The organism is Bradyrhizobium sp. USDA 3650 (assembly GCF_054057395.1).
In genome coordinates, this window is sequence record NZ_JBSRZG010000001.1 from 163,485 (window position 1) to 182,985 (window position 19,501).

Here is a 19,501-nt window from a genome sequence, read left to right on the forward strand (position 1 = left end):
GTTGTCATGCAGATGCAGGTAGAAGATTGCCTTGTTCGATGATTGTTATTTCCGGAGCTTTGGGCACCGAAGTTTTGCTGCCGTTACGGTCGCCTCAACTTCTGCTGACACCCGCCAGACGGGGGCGGCGATTAGCTACCGAATTCTCGGCCGGCAGCGCGCGCAGCCAGTCACGAAAACTGACGACCTCCGGGCAATCCGCGGTGCCTTCAGGCGCAACGAGCCAATCACCCAAGCCCGATCCCTCTTCGATCCGGTCGCAGCGATAGCCCGGATGGTGGCCAAGACTGCGGGCGATCAGCAGGTCGACCTTGCCCTCCACCAATTCGTGCAGGCCGGCCGGGTGTAGCACCCGCAAGCCGATCTCCGCATGCGTGCTGCGAAACGCTGCCAGTTCGAGGCGGCGGAGGTCGAAGCTGCCATCGACCCCCAATTGCAGCAGCACCGCACCTGCGGGCTTCAATTGCGAGGTCGCCTCCGCAATGTGGCGAAAGCCTTCGGAGACGCCGGGCAGATAAGCCTGGCCGGCAACGGTGAGGATGAGCTGCTTGTGCAGCCGCTCGAACAGCTGCACGCCGAGGCGCGCCTCCAGTGCCTTCACCTGCTGCCCCACGGCGGCGGGCGTCACGTGCAGCTCGTGTGCGGCCAGTTTGAAGCTGAGATGCCGCGCGGCGGCCTCGAAAGCGCGGAGCGCGTTGAGTGGGGGTAGGGCGTAAGTCATTGGACTTCACTTTGACACCGACGGGCCGTGGCCTTGCAATAGATTTTCTTGCGCTGAACCGCAGCAATGATGCTTTGCGAAGCGGCGATGGCGCCGGCTACGGTCGAACCTGCAATCCGGAGAAACCCTATGTCCCCAGCTCACATCGTCAGCCACAATCCCGCAACGGTCCATGCTCCCGCCGGCGGCTACTGCATGGGACTTGAACTGACGCAGCATCGCCGCCTGTTGTTCATCAGCGGCCAGGTGCCCCAGAGATCCGACGGCACCGTTCCTGACGGCTTCGAGACGCAGTGCGAGCAGGCCTGGCGCAATTTGATCGAGGTGCTCGCCGCCGCCGGCCTCGGCGTCGAACATCTGGTCAAGGTCACCACGTTCCTGACCGACCGCAATCAACTCGTGACCAACCGCTCCATTCGTCGCGCGATTCTGGGCGAACACCAGCCCGCGCTGACGGTCGTGATCGTCGAGACCGTCGACAGCCAATGGCTGCTGGAGATCGAGGCGATCGCCGCGGAGTGAAATCGGCCGACTTTTCAATGACGTCAATCATATCAGGTGTCCCATGGCTGAGATCATCCACCCGTTTTATGAAGCGCATCGCGGTGCGATGGAGGCCGCCATGCGCGATCGGCTCGATTTGGCCGAAGCGATGTTGCGCGATCGCGCGCAGCTTTCCGAGATCGACGGGATCAGGCAGGAGGTGATGGACGAATTCGAAATCGTGCTCACCCAGATGCCCTATGTCGGCGGCGCGGCGAGCCGCATGAGCGATTTCTTCATGCGCCTGATGGGCTTCATGGCCATCAGCCGCGTGCTGCGGCGCCACGGCGTGCCGGTGCCTGTGATCGGCGAGATCGAGCGCGAAACCTACAAGGCCCAATTACTCACCGTGTCGGAAGCGGAACGTCTCGCCTCGGGTCGTCAATTCATGTCGCCAGAGAACCAGGCCGTGCTACGCGAGCAGGCGGCGAGAAGCACGACCGAAAGCCATCAGACTGAGTTTCCGGAAGATTTCGTCTACGATTTCGTCGAGCCGGATACGGGTGACAGTTTTGAGTTCGGCATCAACTACAAGGCTTGCGGCTTCTGCAAACTCGCGGCGCGCCATGGCGACAAAGACATCCTGCCGAACATCTGCGGGCTCGATTTCGTCGCCTACGCAGCGCGAGGCGTCCGCCTGGAGAGGACACAGACGCTCGCGGGCGGTGCCAGCCACTGCAATTTCCGGTTCTCGCGGCTTGCGTTGGATGAGAAGGCGGAGAGCTAGGCCGGGTTCTCATGCTCTGCGATTGAGGGTGAGGCTGGATTGCCCCTGCTGTCACGTCGTCATTGCGAGCGCAGCGAAGCAATCCAGAATCGTTCCGCGGTGGCAGTCTGGATTGCTTCGCTGCGCTCACAATGACGGAGGTCGGGGCGGTGTCCGGAGCCGACCCGCGCACATCGCCACGATGACATCCTGCTCCTGTTTTGCCCGACGAGTCAAACGCCGCCACGGACGCAGCTACACAATTTCGGGTTTTTGTAACTCGTTGAATTCCCTCACAGTCTCTACTGTGCATGGGGTTGTTTTCGCGCTTTTTGTTTTGAGGGGCGGCTATTCCACCGCCTTTTCCCTCAGCCGCTGCGCATAGACGTTGATCACCAGCGCCGCCAGCAGGATCAGGCCGCGGATCAGGATCTTCAGGAAGCTGTCGATGTTGACGTGGTCGAGGCCGTTGTTGAGAACACCGAGAACGAAGAGCCCGACGATGGTGTTGCCGATGCCGCCGCGACCGCCGAACAGGCTGGTGCCGCCGACCACGACGGCGGCAATGGAGTCGAGCAGATAGGTATCGAACTCGTTCTGCTGCGCGCTGCCGAAATGAGCGACGCCGAGCATGCCGCCGATACCGGAGCACACCGCCGAAATGACCATCACCGCGCCGAGGATGAGCTTGACGTTGAGGCCGGAATATTCGGCCGCCTCGCGGTTGCCGCCGACCATGTAGACGTAGCGGCCGAAGCGCGTGTAGGTCAGCACCAGATGCCCGCCGAGCAGCATGATCGCGGCGACGATGACGATCCATGGGATGCCGCCGATCGATCCGGAGCCGAGCGTGGTGATCACGCCGGGCACCTTGTAGGCGATCTGGCCGCGCACCAGCAGCGCCGAGATTCCGGCCGCGATCTGCATCATCGCCAAGGTCATGATGAAGGAGGGGATGCCGATCACGGTCAGCCCCAGCGCATTGACGAGGCCGAGAAACGCGCACAGCAAAATGGCCAGCAGGATCGCCGCGGCGCCGGGCAGGGGAATGTTGGGAATGTTGACGTAGGATTCCTGGAGCGTGAAGTAGGCGACCGCGATGCCGGTGACGTTGGCGATGCTGGCAATCGAGAGGTCGATCTCGGCGCAGAGGATCACGAAGGTGAGGCCGACGGCGATGATCCCTGTCACCGACACCTGCGTCAGGATGTTGCCGAGATTGTCCAGCGTCGCGAAGGAGGGGCTGGCCAGCGCAAAGAAGCCGGACAGGAAGATCAGCGTCAGGAACGGGGCGATGTTGCGCATCTGCGAGCGCAGGAATGGTGCAAGGCCCCGCGCCCGCACACTCGCCGCTGGAACTGTCTCACTGCTCGCCATGGTGCTTCTCCGTCACGCCGCTTCCAGCAGGCGGTCCTTGCTGACCGGCTCGTTCGTGAATTCACGCACCAATGCGCCGCGCTTGAGCACGAGGATGCGGTCGGCCAGCGACAGCACCGTTTCCGGCTCGGTCGACAGCACGATGATCGCGAGCCCCTTGGCGCGGAGATCGCGGACGATGTTGATGACGTCGTTCTTGGCACCGACATCCATGCCGCGGGTCGGTTCGCACAGCACCAGGAGTTTGGGCGGATAGGTCAGCCATTTCGCCAGAGCGACTTTCTGCTGATTGCCGCCGGAGAGCATGCCGAGATCGAGGCCGACCACGGGCGGCCTGATCTGGAGCTGCTCGACCTGGCGCTGGGCGATATCGCGCTCCTGCGCCGGCTTGAGCAGCAGCGCCGAGATGCGATCGAGAATGCTGATCGAGATGTTCTTGTAGACCGGCTCCTGGTGAAACAGCATCGCGCGCCGGCTCTCCGGCACCAGCGCCACGCCGGCGCGCCGCGCCGCAGCCGTGCTGGCAAAGTGTTTTGGCTTGCCCTCGACCGCGAGCGTGCCGCCGTCCGGCTTCAGCTTACCGAACAGGATGCGCGACAGCTCCTGCTGGCCGCAGCCCATGAAGCCGTAGATGCCCAGCACTTCGCCGGCGCGTGCCTCGAAGGAGATATCCTTCAGGCTGCGGGCCAGCGAAAGCTGGTCGACCTTCAGCACCACCGAGCTGTCGCTCGGCCGCGGCAGCATCAGATCGTCGCTATAGCTGTGCTCGAGCGCTTCGCCGCCGCGGCCGATCATGGCCTCGATCAGCGCGCCCTTGCTGGTCGCAGCACTTGCCGTCTCCGCGACCTTCCGTCCGTTGCGGAACACGGTCACCGTGTCGGACACCCGAAGAATGTCTTCGATGAAATGCGAGATGAAGACGATCGCCGTGCCTTCCTCGCGCAGCCGCCGCAGCGTTGCGAATAGTCGCTCGACCTCGGGTGGGGAGAGGGCGGAGGTCGGCTCGTCCAGGATGACGATGCGTGCGCCGGAGAACAGCACGCGCGCGATCTCGATCAGCTGCTGCAGCCCGATCGGGAGGTCGCCGAGCCGGCTCATCGGATCGACGTCGATGCCGAAGCGGGCGAGCTGCTCGCCGGCCTCGCGCGCCATCCGCCGCCATTGCACCAGGCCGAGCCGGTTGGTCGGCTGGTTGCCCAAAAACACGTTCTCCGCGACCGTGAGGTCGGGCGCGACCGAGAGCTCCTGGTGCACCATGGCGATGCCGGCACTGTGCGCATCGCGGGCCGAGCGGAAATGCGTCTCCTGTCCGTCGATCAGGAAGCGGCCGGAGAATTCGGTGTGCACGCCGGCGATGATCTTCATCAGCGTGCTTTTTCCCGCGCCGTTCTCGCCGACGAGACCATGGATCTCGCCGGGTGAGAGCGCGAAGTCGACACCACGAAGCGCCTCGACGCCGCCGAAGCTCTTCGTGATGCCCTGCAGTTCCAGGATGGGCGAACGATCCTCTCGCATGGAATTTCAGATCTTGGAGGCTCAGATCAGGAAATGATCCTGCATCCACTGCATGCCTGCGGCGTTGGCCTTGGTGACGACCGGTCCGTCGGTGACGACGTTCTTGGGGATGCCCTGTCCGCTCTTTTCGCCGCCGACCACGGCGGAAACGCCCGCGATGACGGCGCCGCCATGAATCCGGCAGGACGGATTGCGCACGGTCGCGAACATGCGGCCTTCGCTGACCGCCTGGATCGCCGGCGGCATCGCATCCACACCGCCGATCAGGATGTTGGTGCGGCCCCGCGCCTTGATGATGTTGGCGGCGGCGAGCGCCATGTCGTCATTGTGGAAGAACGCCGCGTCGATCTGCGGATACTTCGTCAGGTAGGTTTCCCAGAGACGTGCGGTCTTCGACACGTCTCAGTCGGCCGGCTGGGTGTCGAGCACCTCGATCCCGGGGAATTGCTTCACGACATTGTTGAAGCCCTTGGCGCGGCCCTGCGCGCCGGTGTGGCCGAGCGCTCCTTGCGTCATGATGATCTTGCCCTTGCCGCCCATGGCGTTGCACAGCGCCTGCGTCACCGAGGCGCCCATGAACTCGTTGTCGGGGGCGAGGAAGGAGTGGACGTTGATCTGGTCCAGCGGCGCAATCAGCGTGTCCATGTCGATCACGGGCGTGCCGGCGTCGATCATCTTCTGTACCGGCTGGGTGAGGGTGCCGATGCCGAAGGCCTGGATCGCGACGAAATCCCATTTCTGCGACGCCATGTTGTCGATCGCCGCGCGCTGCTTCACCGCATCGAGCTGGCCGTCGAACCAGGTGACCTCGACGTTGAACAGCTTGCCCCAGAATTCCGCGGCCTGCTTGCCCTGCGCGCACCAGGTCGCCTGCAGGCCTGCGTTGGAGAAAGCCGCCTTGAGCGGCTTCTCGCTGCGCCCGACTTCGGCTGCAAGGGCGGGGTTAATGCCCATGTTGCCGAGGATGGCAGTCGCGGCGCCGGCGGTCGCTGCCGCCTGAAGAAGATCGCGCCTCGTCGTCGAGAATTCTTTCGTCCCGGACATCGCTCGCTCCCATACAATTTTATCTTCGGCGCGTCATTGATTGCGCGACCGATGTCCGAAAGTGTCTCACAAGAGTTGGTGCCACTCAATCCGCAATCAGCGGTGGGATCGCCGCGAGCCCGTGTTGGTGCAGCGCAAAGCGTCAGGCCTGAACGGCGGCGAACGCGTCGATCTCGATGAGCAGTCGGTCCCAGGCCTGTGCGATGTCCGGCGACCATTCATCGCGGAGAAGATCGCGGAGCGTATCCCTGATGACGGCGAAGAAGGCGGTGAACAGCTCGCGCGGCGTGCCGTAGCCATCGTGCGACGCGACCTCGCACGCGATCAACCGGAAATGCCCACGGCGATCACCGGCGAAGTCGAGAATCGCCTCGATCGTGAGTGCGAGCATCGAACCCATCACGAGTTCGCTGCCTTGGGTGCGGAACATCGCCCGCGTTTCGGGATGCTGTTCGAACAGCCGTTGATAGACGTGTGGCGTGAGATCGGTGCAGCGCGAGGCTGCAAGTTCAAAGCTCTGTTCGATCGGATTGGGAGAAGCATTCATCGGTGCTTTAGCCCCGCAGACAAAAAAAGAGCGGGGCCCTAGCCCCGCTCGAAAATTGTGTCGACCCTATTATCCCCGATTCTAAGATTTGATCTTGATTGGCGGGGCGACGCTGCATTTTGCGCGTCAGGGGCTCCTCCCGAGACTTGGACCACCAGACTTCGACCTCGCGGCCAGCCTGAGCAAGAGGATGCTAGATCAACTTTTCTCACTTGTCATCATTTTCGGCAACGAATGTTCAAAATTCGAGCATTTGACGAAACGATCGGGCTTTAGGCTCTGTAAGCATATGACAAATATAAGAAATCTGTGGATGGGGCCGGGTGCTCGACTGCCTCAAATGCCGGTGGTTCCCTCCCGCGGGCGGCCGGACCACAGTTCTCCAGGAAATTTGCGCTGGATTAAGGAGGCGGCGGAACCGGGCTCGACTCGGCCATCCGCCGGTGTTTAGTTAGTAGACGAACGAATGGTTCGGCGGATGCGCGCACGGCTGCAAAAATTCCTACCTCTGGTCCTGCTCGCCTTGGTGATGCAGGTGCTGGCGCCGATTGCCGCCTGTCTGGCGGCCGGCCAGGCCGTGGCCGATCCGCTGTCTGCCGCCGTCATCTGCCACAGCGCAGGCGAGCAGGGTGGCCTGAACGATCCGGCGGGTACGCCGGTCGCACATGCCGGTGCGTGCGCCCTCTGTTGCCTGGCGCAGATGGGCGCGTCGCTCGATTCGCCGCCGCACGCCGCGCTCTCCGTTCCCTTCCGCCACGCCGAGCGCGTGGTGTGGCACGCGGCCGAGGTATCCGCCGGCGCGGCCCATAAAGGCACAAACGCGCAGGCGCGCGCGCCGCCTCAATTTTCCTGACGACTCTCGTGATCGCCGCGGTCCGCCGCAGGCGATTGATGCTGTCGAATGGCCGGAGAGAAAGCCCGGCGTCAGGAATGCCCCATGTTATGTTGTCATGCCCGCCGTGGTGTGAGCGTCGTTGCCATTCAGGCCGCGCTGCTTGCATCGTCGAGCGGAGCGTTTGCCCAAAGCGGCAGCGCAGTGCTGCCCCCAATCACGGTTGAGGCGCCTCAGCAGAAGCGCGTGTCGGCGATTCGACCGCCACGCAATTCTGCGCGATCGGCGCACGCCACGCGAAGCCTGCGAACGACCCCATCCCCGCAGCAAACCGCGAGCGAACAGAGTGCAGGGGCTCTGGGTGCCCTGACGGTTCTGACGGCGCAAGCGCTGGCGGAGATTAACCAGACTCCGGGCGGCGTGGCGCTCGTCTCGGCCGAGGCGTACAGGAACTCGACGCCTTCCAACACGATCAAGGATGTTCTGGATTACGTGCCCGGCGTGTACGCCCAGCCCAAATGGGGCGACGACACTCGTCTTTCGATCCGCGGGTCCGGCCTGTCGCGCAATTTTCATCTGCGCGGCGTTCAGCTCTATATGGACGGCATTCCGATCAACACTGCGGATGGCTATGGCGATTTCCAGGAGATCGATCCGAGCGCCTACAAATATGTCGAAGTCTTCAAGGGCGGCAACGCGCTTCAGTTCGGCGCCAATTCGCTCGGAGGCGCAATCAACTTCGTGACCCCGACCGGCCGCGACGCGCTTCCGAATGGTGTGTCCTTCGATGTCGGAGGATTCGGCTACAAACGCCTTCAGGCCAACGCAGGAGGCGTCAACGGGCCGTGGGACGGTTTCGTGACCGCTTCCACGCAGGCCGCAGACGGATTTCGCGATCACAGCTTCGGCTCGAGCAACCGCTTGAGCGGTAATGTGGGCTATCAGTTCTCCCCGGATGTCGAGACCCGGTTCTACCTCAATGCCAACGAAGTGCGGCAGCGAATCCCGGGTACGGTGACCAAGACGTCCGCTTTGACCGATCCGGAAGCTGCTGCACCGGCGAATGTTGCGATGGATCAGCAGCGCAACATTGATACTGTCAGGCTCGCCAACAAAACCACCGTTCGATTCGATGACACCAAAGTCGAATTCGGCGCCTTTGGCGTCGATCGCCATTTGATGCATCCGATTTTCCAGTGGCTGGACTACCGTTACAAGGACTACGGCGGATTCGCGAAGATCACGGATGACCGCACCATTGGCGGCTTCCGCAACAAGTTGGTCGCGGGCGTAAATGTGCTGAACGGCAGCATCGACAACCAGCAGTTCGCCAACATTGGCGGGCAGAAGGGTGCACTGCTTTCTTCCTCGATCGATCGGTCGGAGAATACCTCCGCCTATGTCGAAGACAGCTTCTACGTCATTCCAAATCTTGCAGTGGTCGGCGGGACGCAATTTCTGTACGCGACCCGCAATCGGCAGGATCGTTTCCTCAGTGATGGGGATCAATCGGGGGCAACGCGCTTTAATCTCTGGTCGCCGAAAGGCGGCGTGTTGTGGCAAATCGATCCGAGCTGGCAGGCCTTCGCCAATGTCTCGCGGAGTGCCGAGGTGCCGAGCTTTGGCGAAAGCGCGATTGGTCCCGGCATTCCGACGATCCCGTTCACCAGCATCCGCCCGCAGATTGCGACCACGTACGAAATCGGGACTCGCATGAAGCGACCTGATTACGCCTGGGAACTGACGGCCTACCGGGCCAACATTCGCGACGAATTGCAATGCCTCTATAGTGCTTTCGGCAATTGCAATGTGACCAATGCCGATCGCACCATCCATCAAGGCATCGAGGCCGGCGCGGGTGCAGCAATCTTTCGTGACATCTTCGTCAACGGCCCGGCTCCGGACAAGATCTGGCTGAATGTGGCTTATTCCTTCAACGACTTCCGCTTCGACAAAGATCCGACCTTCGGAAACAATCGATTGCCGGGAGCTCCAAATCACTACCTGCGCGCAGAGCTTCTCTACAAGCACCCTTTCGGGTTCTATGTTGGACCCAACATCGAATGGGTGCCACAGGCCTACTTCGTCGACAGCATGAACACGCTGACGACAGAGCCTTACGCCCTGTTGGGATTGAAAGCTGGCTTCGACAATGGTGGCCCGATGTCTGCCTACATCGAGGGGCGCAATCTCACCAACAAGACCTACATAGCCAGCGCGAGCATCATCGATCGAGCGACGGCGACGTCGGCATTGTTTGAGCCGGGCACGGGACGGGCAGTGTACGCTGGAATGAGGTATCGATGGTGACGTGCAAATGGGCGCTTGGGTCTATATTCGGCTCCGCGGCAGGCCGGCATTCCGAATGCCGATGCTGACGGTGGCGGAAGGTCGTCGTGGAAGAAGGCAGGGCCATTCTCGGCCCGATCAATCGCGAAAGAGGCAATCAACATGAAGACTATCGGACGAACTCTCCTCGCAATTTCACTGTTGCTGACCGCCTGTGCCGTCGCGCAGGCCGAGGACGTCAAGGCCGGCGATCTCGTCATCTCGCAGGCGTGGAGCCGGGCGACACCAGGCGGCGCCAAGGTGGCCGGCGGCTATCTCACCATCGAGAACAAGGGCACAGTGGCCGACAAGCTGGTCGGCGTTTCCGCCGATATCGCGGGGAAGGCCGAGGTCCACGAGATGGCGATGGACAATGGCGTGATGAAGATGCGCCTGCTCGACAAGGGGCTCGTGATCGATCCCGGCAAGACGGTGAAGTTCGCCCCCGGCGGCTACCACCTGATGCTCCAGGAGCTGAAGGGCCCCTTCAAGCAGGGCGACAAGGTGCCGGTGACGCTTCAGTTCGAGAAGGCCGGCAAGGTCGCCGTCTCCCTCGACGTCCAGGGCGTCGGCGCGCAGGCGCCCGGCGACAGTGGGCACATGATGAAGAAAATGCCTGATCATTCGGGAATGAAGATGTGATGAAACAGATCAAGCCTTCCATGACAATGCATCGAATCCTTGCGAGTCTGATCGCGGCGCTCGCAGCGTCGCCCGCGGCGGCGCATATCACGCTAGAGACCAAACAGGCGGCGGTCGGCGCCTACTACAAGGCCGTCTTCGCCGTGCCGCACGGCTGCAAGGGCTCGCCCACGGTGAAGATCCGGGTGCAGATTCCGGAAGGCGTGATCGCGGTGAAGCCGATGCCGAAGGCGGGCTGGACCGTCGATATCGTCGAGGGCAAATACGCCAATGAGTACGACTACCACGGCAACAAGCTTTCCTCCGGCGTCAAGGAGGTGGCCTGGTCCGGCGGCAAGCTGCCGGACCACAATTACGATGAGTTCGTCATCAGCAGCTTCCTCACCACGAGCCTGAAGCCGAATACGACGCTGTATTTCCCCGTCGTCCAGGAATGCGAGACCGGCGTCAGCCGCTGGATCGAGATTCCCGCGGATGGAACCGGGCATTCGCACGAGGACAAGTCACCGGCGCCTGGCCTGAAACTCCTGCCGAAACCCTGATGCGCCTGCTCGCCACGCTCGCGACGCTGCTCCTCTTTGTCGGCTTCGCGACCGGCGCCTCGGCGCACGCGGCGCTGGTCGCGGTCGAGCCGGCGAGCGGCAGCATGCTCGCGAGCGCGCCGAAGACGGTGGAGTTGCGCTTCAACGAGACGGTGACGCCGGGCGCGATCCAATTGATCGACGGCGCGGGCAGGGCGCGGGACGATGTGCGCGTCAACGCATCGGGCGAGACCATCTCGGTTGCGATGCCGGCGGACATGCCGCAGGGCACGGCGGTCGTCAGCTACCGCGTGATCTCGCAGGATGGCCATCCCGTCGCGGGATCGGTGATCTTCTCGATCGGCATGCCGACGGGGACGCAACCTCCCGCAACCGCCGATGCCGGATTGAACGTGCTGATCTGGCTGGCGCGGGTCGGTCTCTATCTTGGCCTGTTCGTCGGCGTCGGCGGCGTGTTCTTTGCGCGCTGGGTTGCGTGGTCGATGACCGGCATAACCATTCCGTGCGTGGCGCTCGCCATCGGCGTCCCGAGCGCGGTGGTGTCCCTTGGTGTGTTGGGGGTGGATCTCCTCGGGCTACCGCTATCGGCTCTCGCGACGATCGCTCCCTGGAAAGTCGCATTCGGGACCAGCGCGGGCCCAGCCTTGCTCGTGGCCATCGTCGCGATGGTGTTCGCGTTGCTGGCGCTAGGCAACGCGTGGTGCGCGCGCGCTCTGGCGATCATTGCCTTTGTCGGCGTCGGCTTGTCGCTGGCCATGACCGGGCACGCCGCTACGGCATCGCCTGAACTATTGACCCGGCCGTCAATCTTTCTCCATGGCCTCGGTGTCGCCTTTTGGATTGGGGCCCTCGCGCCGCTGGGCGCCCTGTTGTCAAAGCGACCCGCCGCGACATTGCCGGTCATGAACCGCTTTGCTCGCATCGCCGCGCCGGCCGTTGGCGTTCTCGCATTGACCGGCCTCGCGCTCGCCATCGTCCAGCTTGAGAAGCCGTCTGCATTGGTCGAGACCCGCTATGGATTGATCCTCTCGATCAAGCTGGCGTTGGTGCTCGTGCTGCTGGCACTTGCCGCACTCAACCGCTTCCGCCTGACCCCGGCGCTGGCGGGGGATCACAAGGCCGCGCAGAGCCTGAAGCGCTCGATCGTGCTCGAATGCGCCATCGCGCTAGGCATCTTCGCCGTCGTGGCCGGTTGGCGCTTCACGCCGCCGCCGCGAACGATCGCTCCGGAGACGCCGCTGGCGATCCACATCCACACCGACAGGGCGATGTTTCAGGTCCTGGTCTCGCCGGGCAAGGCGGGTATCGACGATTTCGTCCTGCAGCTTATGACCGGCGAGGGGGCGGTGCTCGAGGCCAAGGAGGTGACGCTGACGCTGAGCCTGCCCGAACGCGGCATCGAGCCGATGGAGCGGAACGCCTCGCTCGGGCCGGACCGCTACTGGCACGTGCGCAAGGTCGAGCTGCCCTTTGCCGGCCGTTGGCATGTGCGGATCGACGCGCTGGTGACCGATTTCGAGAAGATCACGCTGGAGGACGAGTTCGAGGTGGCGGCGCCCTGAACCCGGCTCTTCGGCACCTCGCGTCGAAGGTGAAGTCGACGGAAAAATGACAGGAATTCCGCTGTGTTAGCGGGTTTTCCTCATTCCCGGTCTTGTGTTTTGGCTCCCAATCCGGTTTCACTGCAAGCCATCACTGATTCCTCGAGTATTGCCATGCGGTTGTCGCGGTTCTTTCTGCCCATCCTGAAGGAAAATCCGAAAGAGGCGGAGATCGTCTCGCATCGGCTGATGCTGCGTGCCGGCATGATCCGGCAGGAGGCCGCCGGCATCTATGCCTGGCTGCCGCTCGGCTTCCGCGTCTTGAAGAAGATCGAGCAGATCGTGCGCGAGGAGCAGGACCGCTCCGGCGCGCTGGAACTGTTGATGCCGACGCTTCAGCTTGCCGATCTCTGGCGCGAGAGTGGCCGCTACGATGCCTATGGCCCCGAGATGCTGCGCATCGCGGACCGCCACAAGCGTGAGCTGCTGTACGGGCCGACCAACGAGGAAATGATCACCGAGATCTTCCGCGCCTATGTGAAGTCCTACAAGAGCCTGCCGCTGAATCTCTATCATATTCAATGGAAATTCCGCGACGAGCAGCGTCCGCGCTTCGGCGTGATGCGCGGCCGCGAGTTCCTGATGAAGGACGCCTATTCGTTCGACCTCAACGAGGCGGCGGCGCGCGTCGCCTACAACAAGATGTTCGTTGCGTATTTGCGCACCTTCGCGCGGATGGGGCTGAAGGCGATCCCGATGCGCGCCGAGACCGGCCCGATCGGCGGCGACCTCAGCCACGAGTTCATCGTGCTCGCCGAGACCGGCGAATCCGGCGTGTTCATCAATCGCGACGTGCTGGACCTGCCGGTGCCGGGCGAGGACGTCGACTATGAGAGCGATTTGACGCCGATCATCAAGCAATGGACCTCGGTCTATGCGGCGACGGAAGACGTTCACGACGCCGCGCGCTTCGAGCAGGAAGTGCCCGCGGACAAGCGGGTGAACACCCGCGGTATCGAGGTCGGGCAGATCTTCTATTTCGGCACGAAGTATTCCGAGGCGATGAAGGCGCTGGTGGCGGGCCCCGACGGTGTCGACGTGCCGATCCACGGCGGCTCCTACGGCGTCGGCGTCTCGCGCCTGCTCGGCGCCATCATTGAGGCCTGCCATGACGATGCCGGCATCAAATGGCCGGAGGCCGTTGCCCCGTTCCGGGTGTCGATTCTCAACCTCAAGCAGGGCGATGCCGCGGTCGATGCGGCCTGCGAGAAGATCTATGCGGAGCTGTCCGCCAAGGGCGTCGACGTGCTCTACGACGACACCGACCAGCGGGCCGGAGCCAAATTCGCCGCCGCCGACCTGATCGGGATCCCCTGGCAGATCATGATCGGGCCGAAAGGGCTCGCCGACGGCAAGGTCGAGCTCAAGCGGCGAAGTGACGGCGCCCGCGAGACCATGTCGCCTGCGGACGCGGTCGCAAGACTTGTGGGCTGATAAGGCTGGTCGGCTGAATATTGTTCATCGCCCGAGATCGCGGCCGCCAATCCGGCCACATTTGACCCCGAATCATGGGACTATCGAGTGATGGATGAGACCATGACCGAAACCGTTCAAACCGCGCCTTTTGCGCCATTCGAGTGGATGCTGTCGGCGCGTTACTTGCGGGCGCGCCGAAAGGAGGGATTCATCTCGGTCATCGCCGGGTTCTCCTTCCTCGGCATCATGCTGGGCGTGGCGACGCTGATTATCGTCATGGCCGTCATGAACGGCTTCCGCAAGGAGCTGCTCGACAAGATCCTCGGGCTCAACGGCCACATCCTGGTCCAGCCGCTGGAATCGCCGCTGACCGACTGGAAGGACGTCGCCGACCGCCTCAGCCAGGTCCAGGGCATCCGGCTCGCAGCGCCCGTGGTGGATGGCCAGGCGCTGGCGTCATCGCCCTGGAACGCCTCCGGCGTCCTGGTGCGCGGCATCCGCTCCGACGACCTCAACAACCTCACCTCGATCGCCAAGAACATCAAGCAGGGCTCGCTCGAGGGCTTTGACGACGGGCAGGGGGTCGCGATCGGCCGGCGCCTCGCTGACCAGCTGTCGCTGCACGCCGGCGACAGTATCACGCTGGTGGCGCCGAAGGGCGCGGTCACCCCGATGGGCACGACACCGCGCATCAAGCCGTACAAGATCGCCGCGGTGTTCGAGATCGGCATGTCGGAGTATGATCTCGGCTTCGTGTTCATGCCGCTCGCGGAGGCGCAGGCCTATTTCAACCGCAGCAACGACGTCACCTCGATCGAGGTCTTCACCACCAATCCGGATCAGATCGTCGCGTTCCGCCAGGCCGTGACGGAGGCGGCGGGGCGGCCGGTGTTCCTGGTCGATTGGCGCCAGCGCAACTCGACCTTCTTCAACGCGCTCCAGGTCGAGCGCAACGTGATGTTCCTGATCCTCACCATGATCGTGCTGGTCGCCGCGCTCAACATCGTGTCCGGCCTGATCATGCTGGTGAAGGACAAGGGCAGTGACATCGCGATCCTGCGGACCATGGGGGCCTCGCAAGGCTCGATCATGCGCATCTTCCTGATCACGGGCGCCTCGATCGGCGTGGTCGGCACGATGGTCGGCTTCATTGTCGGGCTGGTGATCTGCCTCAACATCGAGTCGATCCGGCAATTCCTGTCCTGGCTGACCAGCACCGAGCTGTTTTCGCCAGAGCTTTATTTCCTGTCGAAGCTGCCCGCCGAGATCGACGTCGGCGAGACCTCGGCCGTCGTCATCATGGCGCTGACGCTGTCGTTCCTGGCGACGCTGTATCCATCCTGGCGCGCTGCGCGCCTCGATCCCGTCGAAGCGCTGCGGTACGAGTGAGGGGCTGATGGAGAGCCAGGGGGCGGAAGATGTACCGGTCATTTATCTCCACGAGATAAAGCGGCAGTACTTGCAGGGCGAGGTGCCGCTGACGATCCTCGACGGCGCCAAGCTCGCACTGTGGGCGGGCCAGTCCGTAGCGCTGGTGGCGCCGTCCGGCTCGGGCAAGTCGACGCTGCTGCACATTGCGGGGCTGTTGGAAGCGCCCGATTCCGGCGAGGTCTACGTCAACGGCGCGCCGACCTCGCAACTGCCCGACATCGAGCGCACCCAGCTTCGCCGCACCGACATCGGCTTCGTCTACCAGTCGCACCGGCTGCTGCCGGAGTTCTCGGCGCTGGAGAACGTAATGATGCCGCAGATGATCCGCGGCCTCAAGAAATCCGAGAGCGTCAAGCGCGCCAAGGAGATCCTCGGCTATCTCGGCCTCGGCGAGCGCATCACGCACCGTCCGTCCGAGCTGTCGGGCGGCGAGCAGCAGCGCGTTGCGATCGCGCGCGCTGTGGCCAATGCTCCGCGGGTGCTGTTTGCGGACGAGCCGACCGGCAATCTCGATCCGCACACCGCCGACCACGTTTTCCAGGCTCTGATGCAGCTCGTCAAGGCGACCAAGGTCTCCATGCTGATCGCGACCCACAACATGGAGCTCGCCGGTCGCATGGACCGCCGCGTGTCGCTGTCGAACGGCCAGGTGGTCGAGCTCGAGTAAAAACCCTCGAAAACAACCCCATGCACAGTAGCCAAGTGCTTGGCCGGACTGACGAAAAAAATGGTCGACAGCACGCCCGGGGCGCTCAAGGCCGGATCACCGTCAATTTGAACGGTCCGCCATTGGCTGCGGCGTGTTCCACGGCCTCGTTGGCGTGGTCGAGATCGAAGGCGGTGGCCTCGTACTCCTCCAGCCTGAGCAGTCCCGCGCGCACGAGCGCGATCAGGCGGCCTGCCGCATCCGGCGGGTACATCCAGACGCCGTGGATGCTGATGCAGTTGCGCATGATCCAGGGGTAGGGCAGCTCAAGGCCGGCGCCGCCGGCCATGCCGACGCCGCCCATCAGCACGACACGGCCGTAAGGACGCACCGTCATGATCGCCGCGCGCACCACATTCGTGCTTACCGATGGCGGCATGATGTCGAGCACGCAGTCGATGGGCCCTCGCGCCGCGCGCTTCATGCGCTCGCGGTCGTCATCCTCGTTGCCGGAGAGCCTGACCGGCTTGACGCGGTCGCCGAAGCGGCGGACGAGGTCGGCCAGGATATTGTCGTTGCGGCCGGGCGCGACCACGCAGGCCGCGCCCATCGCGAGCGCGACCGAGACGGCTGCGCTGCCGAAATTGCCGGTGGCCCCGCTCACCAGCACGGTCTCGCCGGGCTGAAGGTTGGCGGCGAGGAAACCGCCATAGGGCACCAGCAGCGTCCCCAGCGCGCACCATCGCGTGGCTTCGTCAGACGTGATTTGGCCTAGGGGCTTTACGTTCTCCGTCGGCACTCGCATCTGCTCGGCGAACGAACCGTGGCGAAAATGCCGTTGCAGGCGCATGGCGCCGGCACCGGGGGCGGTGAGTCCTTGCAGGGCAATGTCGGGCGCTGCGGCGTCGTCGCGCGAGCGCACCGTCGGGTCGCAGAACACCCAATCGCCAACGCTGAGCTTCGTCGCGTCCGGGCCGATGGCGCGGACCCGGCCGATGCCGCCAGGTCCCGGGATGATCGGCAGCTCGAGCGCATAGTTCCGCTCGCCGCTGAAGACCTCGTTCATGTAGGACAGCACCCGCGTTGCGATGACGTCCACGATGACCTCGCCCGTGCCGAGCACTGGTTCGGGTGTATTCTCGATCACGAGCGGAGATCCCAGGGATTTGAGTACGGCGGCTTTCATGGTGGTCACCTCATATTCGGGTGATGCTCATATGCACCGCCTTCCCAGGCCCAGGAAGGCCTGGTATTATCCTAGTATTCCCAAGGCCCTCCATCATCGAGGCACGTCACCATGGCCGACCCACGCCGCGTCGAATTCGGCGACTTTCTCAGGTCCCGCCGCGAAAAGCTGTCGCCGAAGACGGTCGGGCTTCCTGCCGGCCGGCGGCGCCGCACCGCGGGCCTGCGCCGCGAAGAGGTGGCGCAGCTCGCCGGCATCGGCGTCGATTGGTACATCCGCCTCGAGCAAGGCCGCACCGTCAGCCCCTCGGTCACCACGATCGACGCGCTGGCGCGTGCGCTACGCCTCAGCAAGACCGAGCACGCCCATCTCAAGGCACTGGCCCGCGACGGCGACAGGCGCGCGTTCACGCGCGAGATCGTGCCGCCGCCCATACGGCGGATGATCGAAAGCCTGAAGCAGCCGGCCTACATCACGGGGCGGCGCTGGGACGTGCTGGCCTGGAACGCGGCGGCCGAGGAGATCTTCGGGTTCGGACAATTGCCCGAACAGGACCGCAACACGCTGCTGCTGGTGCTGACGAACAAGCAGACGCGAAAGTTCTACGGTGCCGGCTGGAGCGCTGTCGCGAAGAGCATGGTTGCGATGTTTCGCGCCACTCACGACGTCTGGGCCGGCGATCCTGCCTTTACGGAATTGCTGACGCGGCTGCGCCAGGGCAGTCCGGAATTCGTCAAATGGTGGGAAGCGCACGAGATCCGCAGCACTGCCGCGGGCCTCAAGGTCATGAACCATCCGACCAAGGGCGTGCTCCGGTTCGAGCACACGAGCTTTCAGGCCAACGACGATCCGGCGCTGAAGCTCGTGATCTACACGCCGGTGTAGTTGCGGAAGCATAAGGCCCAAGCTCGTCACGTATGACGGTCGATGACCTGAAGCAGCCGGTCGCAGGATGCCTCGATCCTCTTGTGGGGAGATGTGGCGACGCCCAGCAACAGGCCGGATCGCACCGAAGCCGCGGATGCATGCCATAGCGACAGGGGCGTGGGCGCCAATCCAAACGATGCCGCTTCCCGCGCGATCGCGACGTCGGAGGTTCCGTCCGGCAGTCTCAGGACCGCGGCCAATCCGGCGATCGCAACGTCCTTGGCGCGCGCCTTGAGGCATTTCAGCAGCGCATCGCCTTGCGCGGCATAGGCCCGCTTCGTGCGTCGAAGATGCCGTAGATAGTGGCCGTCGCGGATGAATTCGGCGGTTGCGATCTGTACGGACGGCCCGGGCGCCGGAGCGAGGCATGCCGCAACCTCGGCAAAATGGGAAGCCAGCGAGGCGGGTGCAACGACGAAGCCCAGCCGCAAGGCAGGAGTCAGGGTCTTGCTGAAAGACCCGATGTGAATAACGCGCCCGAAACGATCGAGAGAGGCGAGCGCCGGTGTGGCCCGCCCCCTCAGCTGAAGCTCGCTCAGATAGCGTCCTCGATCACCCACACCCGTTCCCGGGCTGCCCAGTCGAGAAGACGCGAACGTCGTGCCAGCGACAAGGTGGAGCCAAGCGGTGCCTGCTGTCCCGGGGTCACGACGACCAATGCAGCATCAGGAGCGTGTTTCAGGCCGTACCCCACGTCAATGCCGTCCGCGTCGACCGGGATCGGCGTGATCGACAACCTTGCAAGCTCAAGGCCGTGTCTCGTGAAGGGGAAGCCCGGGTCCTCCATCCAGACCTTCTTTAGCTCAAGGCCGAGAACTCGGAGTGCCAGTCCGAGCCCGCTGCTGAAGCCGCCGGTGATAATGATCTGCGACGGTGCACATTCGATCCCCCGCGCCAGCGCGAGATACGCCGCAATGTCGCGCCTCAATTCCAGCTCGCCGCGCGGATCCCTGTAGATGGCCGGTGCGCTGGTTTCCGCGCGCACCGCCCGTGTGCGCATCCTCGCGAACAGCTTGGCAGGAAAGGTCTCGTGAGCGGGCACACCCATCTGGAAAACGGCCGGTCCCGCAGTGAGCTCCTGGTACATCTCCATGAACGAGCCGGGGTGGGGAGCTGCTTCCTGCCGAGGGGGAAAGGCGGGTCGATCCGCGACGTGCGTTCCGGTCGCGCGCGACGCGACGATCAGTTGCGCGGATGAGAGTTTTTCGTAAGCCGATCGCACGGTGCCGCGCGCGACACCCAGCTGAGCCGCCAAATCCTGCCAGGACGGCAGACGAGCTCCCGGCGCGAGCACGCCGCTCTCGATGGCAGCTCCGATACCTCTGCGAATCTGTTCCGCCAATGGCGTCTTCGCAGATCGATCGAGCTCCAGCCGCAGCGGTCTGACCATGCCTCCGTGGTACACGAGTTTTGTCCATTCTTGGTGCTTTTTTGTGGACCAGCGCGGGGGCATTTATCGAACAAGGAAAGTACCCGGCGACACCCGCCGAACAGAAC

At 63.6% G+C, this 19,501-nt stretch carries 16 protein-coding genes and 2 pseudogenes; 11 read left to right on the top strand and 7 right to left on the bottom strand.

Translation table 11 applies throughout. The annotated features are described in order from the left end of the window. Nucleotides 1–94: 94 nt before the first annotated feature. On the bottom strand, nt 95–721 hold the full coding sequence (locus tag ACVIN2_RS00810; protein WP_456764113.1) for a LysR family transcriptional regulator: 627 nt from the start codon (nt 719–721) through the stop codon (nt 95–97). Nucleotides 722–850: 129 nt separating this feature from the next. Here ACVIN2_RS00810 and ACVIN2_RS00815 point away from each other — a divergent pair, with 129 nt between their 5' ends. After that, a complete protein-coding gene (locus tag ACVIN2_RS00815) occupies nt 851–1,243 on the top strand; it encodes a RidA family protein (protein WP_456764114.1) in 393 nt (130 codons plus the stop codon). A 43-nt stretch (nt 1,244–1,286) separates the two neighbouring features. After that, nucleotides 1,287–1,991 carry an L-2-amino-thiazoline-4-carboxylic acid hydrolase gene (locus ACVIN2_RS00820; protein ID WP_456764115.1) on the top strand — a complete coding sequence of 235 codons (705 nt, stop codon included), beginning with the start codon at nt 1,287–1,289 and terminating at the stop codon, nt 1,989–1,991. 327 nt (nt 1,992–2,318) lie between these two features. Here the strand turns inward: ACVIN2_RS00820 and ACVIN2_RS00825 are convergent, their stop codons facing one another. The 4 genes and pseudogenes from ACVIN2_RS00825 to ACVIN2_RS00840 form a co-directional block, all read right to left on the bottom strand. Beyond that, a complete protein-coding gene (locus tag ACVIN2_RS00825; protein ID WP_456764116.1) occupies nt 2,319–3,347 on the bottom strand; it encodes an ABC transporter permease in 1,029 nt (342 codons plus the stop codon). A gap of 12 nt (nt 3,348–3,359) precedes the next feature. Further along, nucleotides 3,360–4,862, bottom strand: coding sequence for a sugar ABC transporter ATP-binding protein (locus ACVIN2_RS00830; RefSeq protein WP_456764117.1), 1,503 nt, complete (start codon nt 4,860–4,862; stop codon nt 3,360–3,362). Nucleotides 4,863–4,883: 21 nt separating this feature from the next. Continuing rightward, nucleotides 4,884–5,906: pseudogene (locus tag ACVIN2_RS00835) on the bottom strand (sugar ABC transporter substrate-binding protein). Between the two features lie 142 nt (nt 5,907–6,048). Then, the gene (locus ACVIN2_RS00840; protein ID WP_456764118.1) at nt 6,049–6,453 is read right to left on the bottom strand and encodes a globin; all 405 of its coding nucleotides are present in this window, start codon (nt 6,451–6,453) and stop codon (nt 6,049–6,051) included. Nucleotides 6,454–6,931: 478 nt separating this feature from the next. Between ACVIN2_RS00840 and ACVIN2_RS00845 the strand changes: the two genes are divergently transcribed. The 8 genes from ACVIN2_RS00845 to ACVIN2_RS00880 all read left to right on the top strand — a co-directional run bounded on the left by ACVIN2_RS00845 (nt 6,932) and on the right by ACVIN2_RS00880 (nt 15,912). Next, nucleotides 6,932–7,306: a DUF2946 family protein gene (locus tag ACVIN2_RS00845; RefSeq protein ID WP_456764119.1), complete on the top strand. Its 375-nt coding sequence runs from the start codon at nt 6,932–6,934 to the stop codon at nt 7,304–7,306. A gap of 84 nt (nt 7,307–7,390) precedes the next feature. Next, nucleotides 7,391–9,595 (top strand): TonB-dependent receptor family protein, encoded by a 2,205-nt coding sequence (locus ACVIN2_RS00850; RefSeq protein ID WP_456769617.1) that lies wholly within the window; start codon nt 7,391–7,393, stop codon nt 9,593–9,595. A 141-nt stretch (nt 9,596–9,736) separates the two neighbouring features. Then, nucleotides 9,737–10,255, top strand: coding sequence for a copper chaperone PCu(A)C (locus ACVIN2_RS00855; RefSeq protein WP_456764120.1), 519 nt, complete (start codon nt 9,737–9,739; stop codon nt 10,253–10,255). A 26-nt stretch (nt 10,256–10,281) separates the two neighbouring features. After that, complete coding sequence (locus ACVIN2_RS00860; RefSeq protein ID WP_456769618.1) at nt 10,282–10,797, top strand: YcnI family copper-binding membrane protein; 516 nt, start codon at nt 10,282–10,284, stop codon at nt 10,795–10,797. Next, complete coding sequence (locus ACVIN2_RS00865) at nt 10,797–12,359, top strand: copper resistance CopC/CopD family protein (protein WP_456764121.1); 1,563 nt, start codon at nt 10,797–10,799, stop codon at nt 12,357–12,359. Before ACVIN2_RS00860 ends, ACVIN2_RS00865 begins: the two co-directional genes overlap by 1 nt. Nucleotides 12,360–12,512: 153 nt before the next feature. Further along, nucleotides 12,513–13,832 (top strand): proline--tRNA ligase, encoded by a 1,320-nt coding sequence (proS, locus tag ACVIN2_RS00870; RefSeq protein ID WP_456764122.1) that lies wholly within the window; start codon nt 12,513–12,515, stop codon nt 13,830–13,832. Nucleotides 13,833–13,922: 90 nt separating this feature from the next. After that, a complete protein-coding gene (locus ACVIN2_RS00875) occupies nt 13,923–15,203 on the top strand; it encodes a lipoprotein-releasing ABC transporter permease subunit (RefSeq protein ID WP_456764123.1) in 1,281 nt (426 codons plus the stop codon). 7 nt (nt 15,204–15,210) lie between these two features. Further along, complete coding sequence (locus tag ACVIN2_RS00880) at nt 15,211–15,912, top strand: ABC transporter ATP-binding protein (RefSeq protein ID WP_007603608.1); 702 nt, start codon at nt 15,211–15,213, stop codon at nt 15,910–15,912. 85 nt (nt 15,913–15,997) lie between these two features. On the opposite strand, the gene ACVIN2_RS00885 is transcribed toward ACVIN2_RS00880, so the two are convergent. Further along, a complete protein-coding gene (locus ACVIN2_RS00885) occupies nt 15,998–17,077 on the bottom strand; it encodes an alcohol dehydrogenase catalytic domain-containing protein (RefSeq protein WP_456764124.1) in 1,080 nt (359 codons plus the stop codon). A gap of 111 nt (nt 17,078–17,188) precedes the next feature. Between ACVIN2_RS00885 and ACVIN2_RS00890 the strand changes: the two genes are divergently transcribed. Next, complete coding sequence (locus tag ACVIN2_RS00890; protein WP_456764125.1) at nt 17,189–17,962, top strand: helix-turn-helix transcriptional regulator; 774 nt, start codon at nt 17,189–17,191, stop codon at nt 17,960–17,962. Between the two features lie 26 nt (nt 17,963–17,988). On the opposite strand, the pseudogene pdxR reads toward ACVIN2_RS00890, so the two are convergent. Beyond that, a pseudogene (gene pdxR / locus ACVIN2_RS00895) lies at nt 17,989–19,394 on the bottom strand (MocR-like pyridoxine biosynthesis transcription factor PdxR). Nucleotides 19,395–19,501 lie beyond the last annotated feature (107 nt).